At 66.1% G+C, this 18044-nt stretch carries 19 protein-coding genes; 14 read left to right on the forward strand and 5 right to left on the reverse strand.

All coding sequences use genetic code 11. The features are described 5' to 3' along the window. Position 1 precedes the first annotated feature (1 nt). The gene (locus FRZ44_RS18045) at positions 2-1045 is read right to left on the reverse strand and encodes a hypothetical protein (RefSeq protein ID WP_151178492.1); all 1044 of its coding nucleotides are present in this window, start codon (positions 1043-1045) and stop codon (positions 2-4) included. Between the two features lie 199 nt (positions 1046-1244). Here FRZ44_RS18045 and FRZ44_RS18050 point away from each other — a divergent pair, with 199 nt between their 5' ends. From FRZ44_RS18050 to FRZ44_RS18075, 6 genes are all read left to right on the forward strand, one after another. After that, entirely contained in the window at positions 1245-2018 is a 774-nt protein-coding gene (locus FRZ44_RS18050; RefSeq protein WP_151178493.1) for an MBL fold metallo-hydrolase, read from the forward strand. A 161-nt stretch (positions 2019-2179) separates the two neighbouring features. Then, positions 2180-3154, forward strand: a complete 975-nt coding sequence (locus tag FRZ44_RS18055) for an ABC transporter substrate-binding protein (protein ID WP_191908166.1) — start codon at positions 2180-2182, stop codon at positions 3152-3154. A 72-nt stretch (positions 3155-3226) separates the two neighbouring features. After that, positions 3227-4144: an ABC transporter permease gene (locus tag FRZ44_RS18060; protein WP_151178494.1), complete on the forward strand. Its 918-nt coding sequence runs from the start codon at positions 3227-3229 to the stop codon at positions 4142-4144. Further along, the gene (locus tag FRZ44_RS18065; protein ID WP_151178495.1) at positions 4141-4935 is read left to right on the forward strand and encodes an ABC transporter ATP-binding protein; all 795 of its coding nucleotides are present in this window, start codon (positions 4141-4143) and stop codon (positions 4933-4935) included. The genes FRZ44_RS18060 and FRZ44_RS18065 overlap by 4 nt, the downstream gene beginning before the upstream one ends. 15 nt (positions 4936-4950) lie before the next feature. Continuing rightward, positions 4951-5748 carry a class I SAM-dependent methyltransferase gene (locus tag FRZ44_RS18070; RefSeq protein WP_151178496.1) on the forward strand — a complete coding sequence of 266 codons (798 nt, stop codon included), beginning with the start codon at positions 4951-4953 and terminating at the stop codon, positions 5746-5748. A gap of 46 nt (positions 5749-5794) precedes the next feature. After that, positions 5795-6664 carry a sulfotransferase family protein gene (locus tag FRZ44_RS18075; RefSeq protein ID WP_191908167.1) on the forward strand — a complete coding sequence of 290 codons (870 nt, stop codon included), beginning with the start codon at positions 5795-5797 and terminating at the stop codon, positions 6662-6664. Between the two features lie 4 nt (positions 6665-6668). Here the strand turns inward: FRZ44_RS18075 and FRZ44_RS18080 are convergent, their stop codons facing one another. Further along, complete coding sequence (locus FRZ44_RS18080) at positions 6669-7487, reverse strand: sulfotransferase family protein (RefSeq protein ID WP_151178498.1); 819 nt, start codon at positions 7485-7487, stop codon at positions 6669-6671. 254 nt (positions 7488-7741) lie between these two features. Here FRZ44_RS18080 and moaA point away from each other — a divergent pair, with 254 nt between their 5' ends. Beyond that, positions 7742-8737, forward strand: coding sequence for a GTP 3',8-cyclase MoaA (gene moaA, locus FRZ44_RS18085; RefSeq protein WP_151180356.1), 996 nt, complete (start codon positions 7742-7744; stop codon positions 8735-8737). 42 nt (positions 8738-8779) lie between these two features. Here the strand turns inward: moaA and FRZ44_RS27355 are convergent, their stop codons facing one another. Further along, positions 8780-9322, reverse strand: coding sequence for a molybdopterin-guanine dinucleotide biosynthesis protein A (locus FRZ44_RS27355; RefSeq protein ID WP_225308324.1), 543 nt, complete (start codon positions 9320-9322; stop codon positions 8780-8782). Positions 9323-9468: 146 nt separating this feature from the next. Between FRZ44_RS27355 and FRZ44_RS18095 the strand changes: the two genes are divergently transcribed. Then, on the forward strand, positions 9469-10236 hold the full coding sequence (locus tag FRZ44_RS18095; RefSeq protein WP_151178499.1) for an NAD kinase: 768 nt from the start codon (positions 9469-9471) through the stop codon (positions 10234-10236). A gap of 221 nt (positions 10237-10457) precedes the next feature. Here the strand turns inward: FRZ44_RS18095 and FRZ44_RS18100 are convergent, their stop codons facing one another. Beyond that, positions 10458-11261, reverse strand: a complete 804-nt coding sequence (locus FRZ44_RS18100) for an N-formylglutamate amidohydrolase (protein WP_263641896.1) — start codon at positions 11259-11261, stop codon at positions 10458-10460. Between the two features lie 209 nt (positions 11262-11470). Between FRZ44_RS18100 and argE the strand changes: the two genes are divergently transcribed. The 4 genes from argE to FRZ44_RS18120 all read left to right on the forward strand — a co-directional run bounded on the left by argE (position 11471) and on the right by FRZ44_RS18120 (position 15538). Continuing rightward, positions 11471-12643, forward strand: a complete 1173-nt coding sequence (gene argE, locus FRZ44_RS18105; protein ID WP_225308325.1) for an acetylornithine deacetylase — start codon at positions 11471-11473, stop codon at positions 12641-12643. A gap of 95 nt (positions 12644-12738) precedes the next feature. Beyond that, the gene (locus FRZ44_RS18110; protein WP_151178501.1) at positions 12739-13635 is read left to right on the forward strand and encodes a dienelactone hydrolase family protein; all 897 of its coding nucleotides are present in this window, start codon (positions 12739-12741) and stop codon (positions 13633-13635) included. 135 nt (positions 13636-13770) lie between these two features. Next, positions 13771-14763: an alpha/beta fold hydrolase gene (locus FRZ44_RS18115; RefSeq protein ID WP_225308326.1), complete on the forward strand. Its 993-nt coding sequence runs from the start codon at positions 13771-13773 to the stop codon at positions 14761-14763. An 82-nt stretch (positions 14764-14845) separates the two neighbouring features. Next, entirely contained in the window at positions 14846-15538 is a 693-nt protein-coding gene (locus tag FRZ44_RS18120; RefSeq protein WP_151178502.1) for a dienelactone hydrolase family protein, read from the forward strand. A gap of 80 nt (positions 15539-15618) precedes the next feature. Here FRZ44_RS18120 and FRZ44_RS18125 read toward each other — a convergent pair whose 3' ends face one another. Continuing rightward, positions 15619-16785 (reverse strand): 2OG-Fe(II) oxygenase, encoded by a 1167-nt coding sequence (locus FRZ44_RS18125; protein WP_151178503.1) that lies wholly within the window; start codon positions 16783-16785, stop codon positions 15619-15621. 288 nt (positions 16786-17073) lie between these two features. Here FRZ44_RS18125 and FRZ44_RS18130 point away from each other — a divergent pair, with 288 nt between their 5' ends. Beyond that, a complete protein-coding gene (locus FRZ44_RS18130) occupies positions 17074-17514 on the forward strand; it encodes a GlcG/HbpS family heme-binding protein (RefSeq protein ID WP_225308327.1) in 441 nt (146 codons plus the stop codon). 106 nt (positions 17515-17620) lie between these two features. After that, positions 17621-18043, forward strand: coding sequence for a VOC family protein (locus tag FRZ44_RS18135; RefSeq protein WP_151178504.1), 423 nt, complete (start codon positions 17621-17623; stop codon positions 18041-18043). Position 18044 lies beyond the last annotated feature (1 nt).

Genomic DNA, 18044 nt, shown 5'->3' on the forward strand with positions numbered 1-18044 from the left:
GTCAGCGCTTTGCCAGCCGGTCCTGCAACCGGAGGGCCTGCGCCAGACCCTTGGCGGCCAGCCGTTCCAGCGCCGCCAACCCAGGCGCGGCTTCGGATGCCTCGAGATCGCCCGGCACAACTGTGGCGGTTCCTGACGGGCACCAGCTCGCCAGCAGCGCCGTTGCCTCGTTCGGACAGAACTCCGTCAAGAGCGTGCGGCTGCCCTCCGAGAGCAGGGCGAGAATTCGATGGCGGACGGCGGCGCTCAAGAGACGTTGCCCCGGTTTCGCAAAGAGCCCCATGGTTTCGGCCCATTTGGAGAGCCGCACGTCGTGAGGGCCTTGAAACAGCAGATCGGCATGGCGATGGAAGAACCGCAACAGCGCGGGGTGCAGCATCCGGTTCTCATAGGCGAGATTGCGGTCGAGGCCGGTCGCTCCCAGAAGTCCGGCGAAATCCTCCAGCACGGCCCCGCCCCACAAGGCGGCCGGATCGAGGGCGCGGACGACCAGCCGTCCCTGCCCCAGGCCCGCTGACCAGGCACGAGCCTCTCCGAGGAAATCGGGCAATCCCTGCTTCGCGCAGTCGAGCGCCCACTGCGCCGGCGACGCCTTAGAAACTTTGAGCGTCCATTGCTTCCAGCAGGATTCCAGCCAGAGATCGGGACGGCGCACGTAAAACACCACCCGCAGATCGAAATGCCGGGCGACCTCCTGGAAGGCCGCGATCACGATGTCGCGCTCCGCATTCAGACGCGCCAGGTTCTCCGCGGAGAACACCACTCTGTCGCATCCGGAGACCCGCGTGGCCCGATCGAGCGCGGAGCAATAGAGATCGGACAGACCGGCGGTCTTCTCCGCAGCACTGCCGGCGCCGACCAGGATTTCCTCCGACCGCATATGCGGCCCCATGCGCGCGAGCCCGCCCGGCTCGATGGGCGCCAGGAACTTGTCGAGCGGACAGAGGCCCTGATCGCGAAGCCGGCCCGCATTCTGCCGAAGGAAGGACTGAATGCTCGTCGAAGCGGCTTTCGGCGCACCGATATGAAGGACGACCTGCTGCAATCCCGGCCTCCGCCTCGACCATCGTCACGATGGCACATTGTCTTTATGGCAGGAATTGCGACCGGTTTGGAATTGGGATTTCTTGCCCGGATCAGAGGGAAAAGGACGCCCATGCGGGTGCGTACGGGCGATTGCCAGGACGCGGACAGGACCTTATCGTCGACGGCCCTTCGCCATTCGACATCCCTGGATCGCCGCCATGCCGCTGCTGCCGATTGCCGACCGCTGGTTCGAGATCACCCGTATCAGCGACGACATCACGCTTCTGCTCGAACCCCATGTCGTGCCGCTGATGCGCTGCAACATCTGGCATGTGCGCGGCCGGGACCGCGATCTGCTGATCGACACCGGCATGGGCATTGTCAGCCTGCGCGAGGCGGCCCGGCATCTCCTCGATAAGAAAGTGACCGCCGTTGCGACCCACACCCACACCGACCATATCGGCAATCATCACGAGTTCGAGCACACGCTGGTCCATGAGCTCGAGGCCGAGGAGCTCCGGCGTCCGTCCGATCGTGGCACGCTCCTGGCCTCGGTCATGGGTGCCGACGCGATCCTCAGCCTGGCCAAGGCCGGCTATCCCTTCGACGGCGATCTCGTCACCGCACTACCCTATGCCGGCTACGACCTGGCGAGCTTTGCGACGAAAGACGCAGCCGTCACCGAGATCGTGACCGAGGGCGACGTGGTCGATCTGGGCGACCGGCATTTCGAGGTGCTGCATCTTCCCGGCCATTCGCCCGGCAGTATCGGTCTCTGGGAGGCCGCCACCGGGACGTTGTTCTCGGGCGACGCGATCTATGACGGCCCGCTCCTCGACGAGATCGACGGCGCCCATATCCCGACCTATATCCGGACCATGAAGCGGCTGCGCGAGCTTCCGGTCGAGATCGTCCATGCCGGCCACGATCCCAGCTTCGGCCGGGAGCGGCTTATCCAGTTGGTGAATGCCTACCTCGCCAAACGGGCCTGAACCGACCCGGCCCCGACAAACGCCCCTTTCCCCGGCCGCAGGCGCCGGCCGACGCCTTGACGAGGCTCAGGGCTCCCGGCATGTTCCGGACCCGAGCCGGCTCCCGGAATGCCGCCCCCTCGGGCAGCGCGGGCCTCGTTTTCATCCCCCAGGAGGAATTCATGAAGCGTTCGCGTTGGGGCCTGATGGCCGGCGCGGCGGCGTTGGCCGCCCTCGTTCTCGGCGCCTATCAGGTCCGGGCCTCCGATCCCGTCCTGATCGCGGTCACGGCGATCGTCGACCATCCGGCGTTGAACGCGGTTCGCGACGGTGTGCGCGACGAGCTCGAGGCCGAAGGCTATCAGGGGGACGGACTGAACTTCGTCTATGAGAGCGCGCAGGGCAATCCCTCGACCGCCGCCCAGATCGCGCGCAAATTCGTCGGCGAGAACCCGGCCGTGATCGTGCCGATCTCGACGCCCTCCGCCCAGGCGGTCGTGGCGGCGACGCAGGACATTCCGGTGGTCTTCACCGCCGTGACCGATCCGCTCGACGCGAAACTGGTCTCGAACATGCAGAAGCCGGGCGGGAACGTTACCGGCATGAGCGACCTCGCTCCGGTCGGCAAGCAGTTGGCGCTGATCCGCGAGATCCTGCCCAACGCCAAGACCATCGGCATGCCCTACAATCCCGGCGAGGCCAACGGCGTGGCCCTGATGAATCTGGCGAAGAAGGAAGGTGCTGCGCTGGGCTTCACCGTGATCGAAGCGCCCGCCGTGAAATCCTCCGACGTCATGACCGCCGCCCAGAGCCTGATCGGCAAGGTCGACGCGATCTATGTCTCGACCGACAATCAGATCGTCAGCGCCTTCGCCTCGGTGGTGAAGGTCGGCGTGGACAACCAGATCCCGGTCTTCGCCGGCGACACGGATTCGGTCTCGCGCGGCGCCATCGCCGCCATCGGCTTCGACTATTACGATGTCGGGCGCCAGACCGGGAAGATCGTGGTGCGGGTGCTGAAGGGCGAGAAGCCCGGCGACATCGCGGTGCAGGGCGTCGACACGGTCCAGCTCTTCGTCAATCCGGGCGCCGCCAAGGCCATGGGCGTGACGATCCCCGACGCGGTGATGCAGCGCGCCAAGCAGGTGGTGCAGTAACGGGATCTTCGGCCTCGCATCCGGCGATGGACGGATGCGGCGCTTCGGTCTCGAGATGAAAGTCGGCTGGCGATGAGTCTCGTTGCCTTCCTCGGCGCGATCGAAATCGGCTTGGTCTTCGGGCTGGTCGGGCTGGGCGTGTTCCTGTCCTTCCGGGTGCTGAATTTTCCCGACCTGACGGTCGATGGGAGCTTCCCGCTGGGGGCCGCCGTGAGCGGCACCATCATCGTCGCCGGCGGCAACGCCTATCTCGCGACCGCGATCGCGATCCTGGCCGGCTGCCTCGCCGGCCTGGTCACGGCCGCGCTCAATCTGCGCTTCCGCATCCTCCATCTCCTCGCCAGCATCCTCACCATGATCGCGCTCTATTCGATCAATCTGCGCATCATGGGCAAGCCCAATCTCGCCATCCTCAACGAAGCCACCGTGCTGACGCCCTTCCAGGGGCTCGGACTGAGCAATCTCTATCTCCGCCCGATCTATGCCGGCGTCGTGACCCTGATCGTCGCCCTGCTGCTGGTGCGCTTCCTGGCCTCGGACATGGGGCTCGCCATGCGGGCCACGGGCGCCAATCCCCGCATGGCGCGGGCCCAGGGCATCGACACGGCCGCCATGACCTATCTCGGCATGGCGATCAGCAACGGGCTGGTGGCGCTCGCGGGCGCGCTCTTCGCCCAGATGAACGGCTTCGCCGACGTGGCGCTGGGCACCGGGACGATCGTGGTCGGCCTGGCCGCCGTGATCGTCGGCGAGGCCATCATCGGTACCCGCAGCGTGATGCTCTGGGTGCTGGGCTGCGTGATCGGGTCGGTCGTCTATCGCATCGCGGTCGGCCTCGCGCTCAACAGCTCGGCGCTGGGCTTGAATGCCTCGGACCTCAATCTGGTGACGGCGGTGCTGGTGGCGATCGCGCTCATCCTCCCCGGTGCCCGGAACCCGCTGCGCACGCTTCTGGCGGGACGGAACGCCACCGGAAAGAGCCCGTCATGATCGAACTCAAGGATCTCGCCGTCACCTTCAACGTCGGCACGCCGATGGAAACGCGGGCGCTCCAGGGGCTGGATCTCAGCATCCCGGCGGGTCAGTTCGTGACCGTGATCGGCTCCAACGGGGCCGGGAAATCGACGCTGCTCAATGCGCTCACGGGCGACGTGCGGCCCGACCACGGGTCGGTGACGATCGGCGGCACCAACGTGACCGGATGGTCGGCGCCGGCGCGCGCCGGCCTGATCGCACGGGTGTTCCAGGATCCGCTGGCGGGAAGCTGCGAGGCCCTGACGATCGAGGAGAACATGGCGCTTGCCGCCGCGCGCGGCCGCAAGCGGGGGTTTGCGCGCGCGCTCGGCGGATCGGTGCGGGGCCTGTTCCGCGAGAAGCTGAAGCAGCTGGGCCTCGGTCTCGAGGCGCGTCTCGCCGACAAGATGGGCCTGCTGTCGGGCGGCCAGCGCCAGGCGGTCTCGCTGCTGATGGCGACTCTGCGGCCGATGAAGATCCTGCTGCTGGACGAGCATACCGCGGCGCTCGACCCCAAGACCGCGCAGTTCGTGCTGCAGCTGACGGACGCGATCGTCTCGGCCCAGCGCCTGACGACCTTGATGGTCACCCACTCCATGCGCCAGGCGCTCGATCACGGCAGCCGCACCATCATGCTGCATGAGGGCCGCATCGCCTTCGACGTGGCGGGTCCGACAAGGAAAGGTCTCGACGTGCCCGATCTGCTGGCGCTGTTCTCGCGCGGACAAGGCCAGGCGCTTGCCGACGATTCCCTCCTCCTCGGCTGACAGGGCGATCCCGGCATGAAGCGCGACGATTACACCGCGGCCAACCGCGAGGCCTGGAACGAGGCGGCGCCAATTCATGCGCGGCAGAGATTCGAGCAGCTGCTGGCCGACTTCCGCAAGCCCGGCCATTCCTGCCTCGACGCGCTCGAGACCCGGACGCTGCAAGAGATCGGCCTCGCCGGCAAGGCGGTCGCCCAGATCTGCTGCAACAATGGCCGCGAACTGCTGAGCGTGAAGAATCTGGGGGCCGCGCGCTGCGTCGGGTTCGACATTTCGGACGGCTTCATCGCCCAGGCGCGGCAGCTCGCCCGGGCCGGCGCCATCGAGGCCGAGTTCCTGACGACCGACATCTATCGCATTCCGGCGCGCTTCGATGCCAATTTCGATCTCGCGATCATCACGATCGGCGTCCTCGGATGGATGCCGGATCTCAGGGGTTTCTTCTCTGTGGTCGCGAGGTTGCTCAAGCCCGGCGGCCAGCTCTTCATCTATGAGCAGCATCCGATCATGGGCATGTTCGAGCCGGGCGACCCGGAGCCCCAGCCCAGGCTCCGCCATTCCTATTTCAGGACCGATCCCTTTCGCGACGAGACCGGGCTGGATTACTGGAGCGGCGAAACCTACAAATCGAAGCCGACCTATTGGTTTCAGCATAAGCTGTCGGACACGATGATGGCCTGCATTGGGACTGGCTTCGCGCTCGAAGCCTTTACCGAGCATGACCACGACGTCTCCAACATCTTCGGGAACGTGACGGCGCAGCCCATCCTCCCGCCCTTGTCCTACAGCCTGATCGCGCGCAAGACGCGCTGAACCCGCCGGTCCCCTGGAAGCGATCATGGAATCAACCGGAGCGGAAATGTCAGGGGCTCGAGCCGTTCCTCCGCTTTTCATCGGCGGCTGCGGGCGCAGCGGCACGACGCTGGCGGTCGACCTCCTCGGCATGCATCCCGTGCTGTCGCCGGTTTACGAGACGGGCTTCGTGCTGGAAGTGGCGCAGCTCCTGTTCTCGAGCGGCGGCCTCTCGGCCTTCATGGTGGCAGACCAGATCGAGCGATTGATGTCGCACTGGTCGCGCGACCTGCCGCACCGGCCGCACAACAAGAAGGAGTATGAGCGCTACTGGCATGGCGCCCATTACGTGCTCTTCGATCGCGACACGGCCATGGCCGCCACCGGCACCCTGATCGAGGATCTGATCACGGCCGAGCCTCAGGCGGGATTCCGCCGCTTCGTCACCGGCCTCTTCGCCGACCATGCGCGGCGCGACGGCAAGCCCGCCTGGATCAACAAGACGCCGCTCTACGTGCTGCATCTGCCACTCCTGAAGCATCTCTTCCCCGCGATGAAGTTCATCCACTGCACGCGCGATCCCCGCGACGCGGTGCCCTCGATGCTGAGCCGGCGCTGGGGCCAGCATCAGACGGTCGATGAAGGCGCGAGCTTCTGGCAATCCTGCATCGAGGCCGCCCGCGCCTTCGCCGCCCGCTGGCCCACGGATCACGTCGAAACCCGGTTCGAGGATCTGGTGACGCAGCCCGAGACGGAGATCGCCCGGATCCTCCAGGCCCTTGGCCTCGAGGACTGCTCCGCCGACATGCTGTCGCGCTTTCGCGACCGGGTTCGTTTCGATTCCGGCCGCATCGCCAGCCTGGAGCGCGACCCGGCCGTCAGCGCCAGAATCGAAGCGATCGCCGGGCCGACGATGATCCCGCTCGGCTATCGCTGAGATTTCACCAATATTGGAAGCTGCGGGCGAAGCGCGCGCATTGCCGTTCGATCACCGCGATCTCGGCCGGCGACAGTTCGTCGGCATAACCGCCGATGCGCGGCTGGCTCGTGGGCTCCTGCCAGCCGGGCGACCAGAACGCACCGGCCTGCTGGTCGTCGCGCTGGCGCTGCCAGGTCTCTGACGTGAGCGCCGCCGGCCGCCCGTCCAGAGCCAGGCCGGCGAACCGTCCCAACGCCTGCAATGCCGCGGGATCGCCTTGGGCAATGCTCTCATAGCGCGCGACATGTAGGCGCCCCTGGAGCAGCTGGGGATTGGCATAGCTGTCGGCGTAATAGCCGAGCACCAGCTCGGAGAGCTTCTCCATGTCGCGACCGACATGAACCAGGGGCGCCACCGAGCCCGCCGCGCGCTGGCGCCCGGCCACTTTCACCATCGACGCGATGATGTCGCGCGGGTCGCGCGCGACCAGGACGAAGCGCGCCTCGGGGAGCAATCTTGCCGCCAGCGAAAAATGATAGGCGAGCTCCGGATTCTTGAGTACCAGCTGCCGGGCCTTGGGGTAACGGGCGGAAAGCGCATGCAGGAATCGGCGCAGCGTCTCGCGGCCGAACGCGTCGAAGGCCTCGCGCGAGGCGAAATAGTCCGCCAGGAACAGGTCGAAGCGCTTCTCGCCCTGCTTATGGGCGGCGAGCAGCTCGGTCAGGTAGTGGCATTCGGCAATCGCCGGATTGACGCCCGGCGCCGCGCAGAGGAGCCGCTGGATGAGCGTCGTGCCGCTTCTCATGCAGCCGCCCACGAACAGCACTGGAATTTCCGCCAAGCTCACCCTTCCCGTCTCTGCCAAGGGCGCGGGCCCGCCCCGAGGCCGTTCCGCCGTCCCTCGAGACCCATCGCCCCGGCTTCCCTGCGGCAAACTGCCATGAAACCGGCGGGAGGGTCCAGAAACCCGGTTCTCCGTCAAAATTCCTCGTTTTTCAGGGGCCTTAGGGACATTTAGCCCTACCCGGTTCGGGGGCGAAATCCCGCCCGGAACGTCCTATATTCCGGGTCGAGGAATGTGAGAAAGCCTTGGCGATGATCGATCCCTTCGGCCGACATATCCGTTACCTGCGCGTGTCGGTCACGGACCGCTGCGACTTCCGCTGCGTCTATTGCATGGCGGAGGACATGGAGTTCCTGCCGAAGCGCGAGGTGCTCTCGCTCGAGGAACTGGATCGCCTTTGCAGCGCCTTCGTGCGGCAGGGCGTGAAGAAGCTGCGCCTGACCGGCGGCGAGCCTCTGGTCCGGCGCGGCATCATGCAGCTCTTCCGCGGCCTGTCGCGTCATCTCGAGAGCGGCGCGCTTGAGGAACTGACCGTCACGACCAATGGCAGCCAGCTGTCGCGTTATGCCGCGGAGCTGGCGAGCCTCGGCGTGCGCCGGGTCAATGTCTCGATCGACACGATGGACGAGCGCAAGTTCGCCGAGATCACGCGTCGCGGCAGCCTGCCGGTGGTGCTCGAAGGTCTCGAGGCCGCCAAGCGCGCCGGCCTCCAGGTCAAGATCAACGCGGTCGCCCTCAAGGGCGTCAATGACGGCGAGTTCGACCGGCTGATCGGCTGGTGTGGTGCGGAGGGCTTCGATCTGACCCTGATCGAGGTCATGCCGATGGGCGATATCGGCGGCGAGAACCGCCTCGACCAGTATCTGCCGCTGTCGATGGTGCGCGCCGACCTGGCGCAGCGCTGGACGCTCGAGGATATCGACTACCGGACCGGCGGGCCGGCGCGTTATGTGCGCGTCAAGGAAACCGGCGGGCGGCTCGGCTTCATCACGCCCCTGACCCATAACTTCTGCGAGAGCTGCAACCGCGTGCGCGTGACCTGCACCGGCATGCTCTATATGTGCCTCGGCCAGGAGGACAGCGCCGATCTCCGTGCCCCTTTGCGCGCCTCGCCCGGCGACGACGCGCCGCTCGAGGCCGCCATCCGCGAGGCGATCGCGCGCAAGCCCAAGGGCCACGACTTCATCATCGACCGCCGGCATAGCGGCCCCGCCGTCCCGCGCCATATGAGCGTGACCGGCGGCTGACCGCCGGTTCGCCGGCGTACGCTCCCCTCGCGGCGTTCCTCTCTATTTGATCGTGATCTGATGCGCGAAGTTGGCGCCGTCGCTGATCGTCACCTGCTTGAAGCCCAGGAGCTTCAGCAGATCGAGAAAGGTCGCCTGATCGGCCAGGGTGTATTGCTGGAAGAAGGGCGTCATGCGCGAGATGGCGGTCAGGTTGGCGAGGAGCGCCCGGGCCCGGTACATCGTATCGAAATGCCCGCCCTCGGTCGCGACGATGATCAATTTGTCGGCGTCGTCGCCCTTGGCGAAGATCGCATAACCGGGATCGTAGCGCTGCGACAGCAGCTGCTTGGTGAGGCCGGTGACGAAGCCGATCCGGCGGCTCCGGTCGCTCTCAGCCAGCGTCTGGACGCGCGCCTCGTAGGTCTCGGTCGTTTGGGGCGGCGGGTAGTAGTAGTTGGCATGATTGTCGTCATTGGCGGTGGTGTCGTCGGCCAGGGCCTTCAAAGACCCGACGACGGCCATGGCCATCGCCAGACCGGCAGCCAGGACCATCATCCGTCCACCGAAGCCGGTGCGGCCGGCGCCATTTCGCAGCAAATTCATTCCAGACTCCTCATTTGGCGCTCCCGTCCGGCCTGGCCGTCGGCATCCTGCGCAAGCGGGCGCACTCTGCCGCGCCAGCCCGGCGGCTGGCAAGCGTCGGCCTTGCCGGTATAGTGAGGCCCCGCCCGCAACCCAGGGGATCCGGCTTGCCCGACCAGAGCATCGCATTCGTCGCGGCCGACACGGCCGAGGCGCGCAGCGCCCATCAGCGCCTGACCCATCGCTATGGCATCGTCGACCCGGAGAAGGCCAGCGTGGTCGTGGCCCTGGGCGGCGACGGATTCATGCTGGAAACGCTGCATCGCTATCTGGGCCGGTCGGTCCCGATCTATGGCATGAATTGCGGCACCATCGGATTCCTGATGAACCAGTATCAGGAAGACGGCCTGCCCGAGCGCGTCGCCCGCAGCCAGGCCGTGACCTTGCGCCCCCTGCAGATGAAAGCGCGCTCGCGCGACGGCAAGGTCGTCGAGGCGATCGCCATCAACGAGGTCTCGCTGCTGCGCGAAACCCGGCAAACCGCCAAGATCGCGATCCTCGTCGATGGCAAGGTGCGGCTGCGCGAGCTCATCTGCGACGGGATCCTGCTGTCGACCCCCGCCGGCAGCACGGCCTACAACCTCTCGGCCCACGGACCGATCCTGCCCTTGGGCTCGAACCTGCTGGCGCTCACGCCGATCAGCGCCTTCCGCCCGCGCCGCTGGCGCGGCGCGCTCCTGCCGGAGACCTCGGAGACGGTGTTCGAGATTCGCGAACCCGAGAAGCGACCGGTGAGCGCCGTGGCCGATTCCACCGAGGTGCGCGACATCGTCGAGGTCAGCGTACGGGTCCATCCCGAACACCAGCTGACGCTGCTGTTCGACCCCGAGCATAATCTCGAGGAGCGGATCCTGAGCGAGCAGTTCGTGCCCTGATCTCGATCGTTAAGTTCAAACGATCGCTACGCTCTACTTTCGAGCGTAGAGCGAGACTCACGATCGCCGCCGCCGCTCTTCCTTGAAACAACCCCTCCCCCTACCCCCTCCCGCAAGGGGAGGGGGCGTGGTTGGCGTCGATCTCGCTCGAAGCTTTAAAGTTGAGCGAAGCGATCACATAGACTTAGGGGGTAAGGGGGAGGGATGCCGCAACGCGATCCCTACTCCGCCGCTTCCGCCTCCGCTGCGGCGAAGTCGACGAGGCGCGCGACCAGGCGGTCCAGGTCGGATTTGAGGCGGTCGAATCCCTGATGGGTCGCGACGCTCGTCTCGTCGAGATAGAGGCGACGGTTGATCTCGATCTGCAGCGAATGACGGCCCTCGGCCGGCAAGCCATGGCGGGTCACCAGCTCGGCGCCGCGGAAGGGCGCGTTGATCGCCACGCTATAGCCCATGGCGCGCAGTTCGCCGGCGACCAGGTCGCGGAAGGCCGAATCGCAGCTCTGGCCGTCGAGGTCGCCCAGCACGAAATCCTCGCGGATCAGCGCGGGCTGGCCTTGACGGCCTCGACCCATCGCCTTCATCGAATGGCAATTCAGATGCCAGACCTGGCCGAAGCGGGCATGGGTCGCATCGAGCATGGCCTGGAGTTTCTCGTGATAGGGCCGGTGATAGCGCTCCAGCCGCGCCTCGATCTCGGCCGATGGCAGCAGCCGGTCATAGACCGCAAGGCGCGGCCCCACCAGCCGGCGAATGACGCCGAGCCCCTTGTCCACCCGATCGGTGAAGATGGCCGCGCCCGGCCAGGGATCGGCCAGCAGCAGCGGATCGATCTCGGTCTCATGCCGGTTTGCATCGACATAGCTGCGGGGAAAGAGGGCGGTCAGAAAGCCGGCCCCGAGCCCCGCCGCCCCCTCGAACAGGCGATCGACATAGGCGTCCTCGGTGCGGCGCAGCGCCTCGAAGGGGACGGCATGGCCGAAATCCTCCGGATAGACGCGTCCGCTATGGGGGGAATCCAGCACCAGGGGCGCCGATCCCCATCGGGGCTCGCGGCTGGACCAGCGCTCTTCAAGGGTTTGCTCTCGCATCGGGCGACTATACTGCCTTGGCCGGTCAATGCCCGCAAAATGCCCAGCAATCCCTGCGATCCGCCTTCGGGTCCGGTTCTTGGCTTGGGGCCGCGCCCTGTCCTATGATGGGAGTTTCCCCGACCCGAACGGAACCGCTTATCTTGTCGCCCTCTTCGCGCAGTCTCGACATGATCCGCAAGCTCGTGGCGTTCGACACCACGAGCCGGAACTCCAATCTCCAGATCATCGACTTCATCCGCGACTATCTCGCCGGCCATGGCGTGGAATCGCAGATGGTGTTCGACGAAAGCGGCAAGAAGGCCAATCTCTACGCGACGCTGGGACCGACCGACCGCCCGGGCATCGCTCTGTCCGGCCATACCGACGTGGTCCCGATCGACGGCCAGGAATGGAGCAGCGATCCCTGGAGCATCACCGAGCGCGACGGCAAGCTTTACGGACGCGGCACCTGCGACATGAAGAGCTTCCTGGCGATCGCGCTCGCCATGGTGCCGGAGTTCCTGGCGCAGCCGCTGCAGCAGCCGATCCATCTGATCTTCTCCTATGACGAGGAGGTCGGCTGCGTCGGCGTGCGCCGCCTGATCGCGCTGCTCAAGGATTTCCGCATCAAGCCGTCGGCCGTCATCATCGGCGAGCCGACCGACATGAAGGTGATCGTCGCGCATAAGGGCAAGAAGAGCCTGCGGGCGCGGGTGCGCGGCTTCGAGGCCCATTCCTCGCTGGCGCCCAAGGGCGTCAACGCGATCGAATATGCGGCCGAGATGATCACCTTCCTGAAGCGGATGGCGCAGCGCTGCGCCAAGAACGGGCCGTTCGACAACGACTATGACGTCGCCCACACGACCGTTCATACCGGCGTGATCCATGGCGGCACGGCGCTCAACATCGTGCCGAAGGATTGCTACTTCGATTTCGAGTTCCGCTATATCGCGGGCGTCGATCCCGAGGCGATGTTCGGCGAGCTCAGGGAATTCGTCGATCGCGAGCTGCTGCCGGCCATGCATGCGGTGGCCCCCGACAGCGGTATCAGCTTCGAGGAGATCTCCGCTTTTCCCGGTCTGAACATGCCGGAAGAAGCCGATCTCGTGGTCCTGGCCAAGAAGCTCGCCGGCGCCAACATGGTGCGCAAGGTGGCCTTCGGCACCGAAGCCGGCCTGTTCCAGCAGGCCGGCCTCCCGACCATCATCTGCGGTCCTGGCAGCATCACCCAGGCCCATAAGCCCGACGAGTGGGTCAGCCTCGACCAACTGGCGTTGTGCGAGGGCTTCATGCACCGCCTGCTGGACCGGGTCCGGGAGAAGGCGGCCGCCTGACCGCCGGCCCCGGTTCCCGCCTGTCCCAGACCCCACCTGCCCTTAATCCTTCGCCCACCATTGCCGCGGAGGGGCCTCCCCTCTAGCATGACCCCATGCGGCCCCTCGCCGCCCTCGTGATCGTGTTGGCACTGGCCGGCCTTCCCGCAGCCGAACCCGGATTCGATGCCGGGGCCCGCGCCGCGGACGGAGCCGACGCCGGCAATGCACTTTCTGCGTCCCTCGCCAGCACGGCGCCTCCGATCCGCCAGGCCCTCGATGGCGATCTGGCCGAAACCTGGGCGCAAGCGCAGGTGTTCGTGCGTTACGAGGATGACGAGCTCAATCTGCGGGTCATCAGCGGGCCGATGAACCAGCCCTACATGCAGCGGTTCCTGACCCTGCACGCAACCGATCCGCTGCCCGTCATCATCCATCTCCATGGCTGCGGACGCTCGGACGATCTGGCCGATGTGCGCAACCAGGGCCGCGCGCTCGCGGAACTGGGCTATGTGGTGATCGCCCCCGACAGTTTCGTGCGCCACGATCGGCCCTCGGGCTGCGACGCGCGCACCCAGATGCGGGACTTCACGGCGCCCCTGGCGCAGATCCAGCAATGGCGCATCGAGGAACTGAGCTACGCGCTGACCCGCGTGCTCGAAGCGCCCTGGGCCGACAAGCTGCGGATCTTCGCCGGCGGCTTCGACGAGGGCGGCGACGCGGTGCTGGCCTTCTCCGACCCGGCACTGGCGGGCCGCTTCGCGATCGCAGCCCCCTGCCGCTTCCAGCCCTTGCGCGACGACAAGCTGCCGACGCTCGTCATCGTCTCCAACCGCGACCTCTGGTTCAACGCAGATCATGAGCCCGAGGCCCGAGGGCGCTGCCGGCAGAAGCTGCGGGGCTCGGCGAATGTCAGCCTGTTCGAGTCCGACGGCGTCCTGCATGACGCGCTGATCTATGAGGAGTCCCGCGTCACGCTCTGGAACTTCCTGGTCCGCGCGAGCTTCCTCTAGCCATCGGCCGAAGATCGAAACTCCCGTTCACTCGTTCTCGTCATCAACACAATCCTGATGAGAACGCGGTTTTTGTTCTATTGAATGTCATGGGCCGGCCGCAGGATATCCCCGACATCGACCAGGGAATCCGACATGACCATTTTCGACGACCTCTCGCCAAGTCGGCGCGATCTGCTGCGTCTGGCCGCCGGGGCCGCCATCGCCGGCCCGCTGGTGGCCAGCCTGCCGGACCGGGCGCAAGCCGCGGATGGCATTTCCGACGCCAACTCAAAATTACCGAAAAGCAACAACGGGAGTCAGGACATGAGCTACATCACCACCAAGGACGGCACCTCGATCTACTACAAGGATTGGGGCAGCGGTCAGCCGATCGTGTTCAGCCATGGCTGGCCCCTGAGCGCGGATGCCTTCGAAGACCAGATGTTCTTCCTGGCCTCCAACGGCTATCGCTGCATTGCCCATGACCGCCGCGGCCATGGCCGGTCCAGCCAGCCCTGGAACGGCAACGATCTGGACACCTATGCCGACGATATGGCGGCGCTGGTCGAGCATCTCGATCTGAAGAAGGCGATCCATATCGGCCATTCCACCGGCGGCGGCGAGGTCGCCCGCTATATCGGCCGGCATGGCAACAAGCGCGTGGCCAAAGCCGTGCTGATCGGCGCCATCCCGCCGGTCATGGTCAAATCCGCCTCCAATCCGGGCGGCACGCCGCTCGAGGTGTTTGATGGCCTGCGCAAGAGCGTGCAGGCCGACCGCTCGCAGTTTTGGAAAGACCTCAGCCTGCCGTTCTACGGCTATAACCGGCCCGGGGCGAAGGTCTCCGAAGGCGTGCGCGAATCCTTCTGGCTGCAGAGCATGATGGCCGGCTTCCCGGCTTCGTATTTCTGCATCAAGGCCTTCTCCGAGACCGACTGCACCGAGGACCTGAAGAAGTTCGAGGTGCCGACCCTGGTCCTCCACGGCGACGACGACCAGATCGTTCCGATCGCGGATTCGGCGTTGCTCTCGTCGAAGATCATCAAAAATGCCAAACTGGTCGTCTATAAGGGCGCGCCGCACGGCATGTGCACGACCCTGAAAGACCAGGTCAACGCCGAGCTTCTGGCTTTCTGCAAGGCCTGATGCCGGTTTGCCGACGCCGCCATCGGGCGGCGTCGGCCCAAGGCCTGGGGATTCTTCGCAGCTTCTTCAAAGGGACACCCCCATGGGCCAGAAAATCGAGATCGCCGTCCCCGATAAATCGGGAAAGATGAATGCCTATCTTGCCGCGCCGTCCGGCCAGGCCAAGGCGGGCATCGTCGTCATCCAGGAAATCCTGGGCGTCAATCCGGGCATCCGCGCGATGACCGACAGCTGGGCCGCGAAGGGCTATATGGCGGCGGCACCCGACCTGTTCTGGCGCCTGAAGCCCAATGTGGAACTCGATGCCGATGTGCCGGCGCAGTTCCAGCAGGGCCTCGACTACATGAACAAATTCGACGGCGACAAGAGCATCGACGATATCAAGGCCACCATCGCGGCGCTGCGGACCCGCGGCTGCAAGAAGGTCGGCGTGATCGGCTATTGCCTCGGCGGACGCCTCGCCTTCCTCTGCGCCACGCGTACGGACAGCGACGCCACCGCCGCCTATTACGGCACGGGCCTCGACGGTCTCCTGGGCGAGAAGAGCAAGATCCGCAAGCCGCTGCTGCTCCATATCGCCAAGCAGGACAAGTTCGTGCCGGCCGAGGCCCAGGCCAAGGTCCATGCCGCGCTGAAAGGCAATCCGCTCGTCACGATCCACGACTATGACGCGGACCATGCCTTCGCCCGCCACACCGGCTCGTCGCGCGTGCCCGCTCTCGCCGACCAGGCGGATGCGCGGACCGCGGCCTTCTTCGCCAAGCATCTGGCCTGAGCCCGAGTCAGGCCTGAAGCTGAAGGGGCCGCATGAAAATGCGGCCCCTTTTGCATGCGCTCCGTCGCCTCGACCGGCGTTCAATACTCGGCCTTGGCCTCGGCTTCCGCCGTCTCGGCGGCCTCGCCGACGGCGCCGGCGCCCTTGTTGTCGAGGAATTTGAGGTTCTGCGCCCGAATGGCCGCCGCTTCGTTGTCATAGAGGAAGGGCAGCGTCGCGTAGCGCAGGCCCTTCGTGACCGGCAGCGCTTCATGGAGGAGCGAGCAGGAGAATACGATGGCGCCGCCGGTGGGCGTCTTGTAGCGCCGCATGCCGAACTCGGGGAAGCGCAGCTCGCCGCCGCTATGCTCCTCCGCATTCAGATTGATCGTGACCGCGAAGCGGCGATGCGCGGTGCCGGCCGTGGTGTTGTCGCGATGCGCCTTGAAGAATCCGGAATCCTCGGCGCTGTAGCAGGCGACGATATAGCGCTCGATGCGACTGACCGAGAACTGGAAGGACTTCTTGATCTCCGGCACCAGCCGCGCATGGATGCGCTGCACCATGGCGTTGCGCAGCGTGGGATCGCCGATCGTGACGTCGCTGCGGCGCTTGAAATTCGGATCGAGCTTGCCGACCGTCCGGCCGTTCTCCGTCCGCATGAAGCCCGACGCCGCCGGCTGCCCGTTCTGATAGACCCCGATCAGGGCCCTGCAGAGATCGGGCTCGAGCACCCGCGGCACGAGAAGCACGGGCGCCCAGAGCTCGGCGTTGGTCCGGGCATGCTCGCCGGGGGCCGGCAGGCCCCTGATCGCGGCGATGAAAAGATCCGGCCGCTCGATGCTGCCGCGAGCATAGACCCGCAGCATCGGATCGAGAACCAGCCAGTGCGGGCGATAGCCCAGCTCCGGCGTCTCGGCGCGCCGGTCGATCGCGCCATAGAGGCCGGACACATGGGCGTCCGCGTCATGAAAGATGCGGGCCTTGGGAAAGGCCGTCGCCATGACCGGGTCGACCTGATCCCCGCCGTCGCAACTGATCGCGAAGCGCACATGAATCTCGTCGTTGTCGGGCAACGATGGCGCGGCGGCGGCCAGTTGTTCGACGAAGGCGCGGCAGGCCGGGGCGCTCGCGCGGCCGAGGAACACCAGGACGACGAAGCGGCCGCCGAGGCTCGCCATCGCGAAACGGGGATTGAAGGTGGTATGCGCCTCGAACCAGGGCGCGGGCTCGCCCAGCCCGATCAGCCTGTCACGCAGTTCCGCCATGGATCCCCTCCCGCCACGCGGTCGGCATAGCCCCTCGCCGGCCCTCCGGGCAAGTCCTGGTTTGCGGCCTCGAAGGGTAAAAATCTATCAATGAAACCCGTCAGTTGGCAGAAGCGACCGGCAGCGGCCCGGGCCCGGCGCGAAGGTCTCGCCACAGCCATCGCACCCGAGGCCGCCCATTAGAAGGGCCGGGCTTTAAATTTCCGTAAGACCCGCGGGGTCCCGTTGGGCCAGGATAGCCATGGCCGGAGCCCGATCTCCGGCATCGGATCCAGGGAGCGAACAGCCATGACCACACCGGGCATGAAGGGCACCGTCGCCATGACGCTGCCGGCGCGCAAGAAGCTCTCGCTCGAAGCCGCGCGGCGCATCGCTTCGGCGGCCGAAGCGGAAGCGCTGCGGCAGGAATTCACCATGTGTATCGCCGTCGTCGACGATGGCGGCCACCTGCTCTGCTTCGCCCGGATGGACGACACGCAGCTGGGCAGCATCGAGGTCGCGATCGCGAAGGCGCGCTCCGCGCTCATGTTCCGGCGACCGACCAAGGCGCTCGAGGACCGGCTGACCGGCGGCTGGATGCCGACGCTGGGCCTGGCCGGCGTGGTCCCGATCGAAGGCGGCGTGCCCCTGATCGTCGAAGAGGAGATCATCGGTGCCATCGGCGTCAGCGGCGGCACCGCGCAGCAGGACGGGCAGATCGCGGCCGCGGGATTGGCCGTCCTGGCCTGAGCTCGTTCGCATCAGCCGCCGGCATCGACGTCAGTCGCGGCCGTGATCGCAAAACGGTGTTACACAACACCGGCTCGACGTCTTCATTGGCCGGGGAACGCGCGTGATGCTGAAGCTCAAGCGGATCGACAATATGGACATCCTGACCAGGGATGTTCAGAGGCTGGTGAACTTCTATCACGGAACCCTGGGGCTCGGGTTTTTCCTGCCTTATGCGCCGGGACAAAGCTGGGCTGCCATCGACCTCGGCAACCTGACCCTCTATGTGCTGAAGACCGACGCGGGAACCCACGAGCCGCCCCGGAGCGGCAGCAGCGCGGAAAGCGTGCCGGGTCTCGATTCATTCGCCTTCGAGGTCGAGAACCTGGATGTCGCCATGGCCGAGCTCAACGGTAAAGTCGAGTGGGTGAGCCCCCGCATCGGAACCTGGAATCATCCCAACGGAACTCATTATCGCTTCCGCGCCTTCTTCGATCCGGACGGAAACAAGCTCTACGTCACCGAACCGCACAAGGTCGTGGCGACCTAGG

This window comes from Hypericibacter terrae, assembly GCF_008728855.1.
GTDB lineage: Bacteria > Pseudomonadota > Alphaproteobacteria > Dongiales > Dongiaceae > Hypericibacter > Hypericibacter terrae.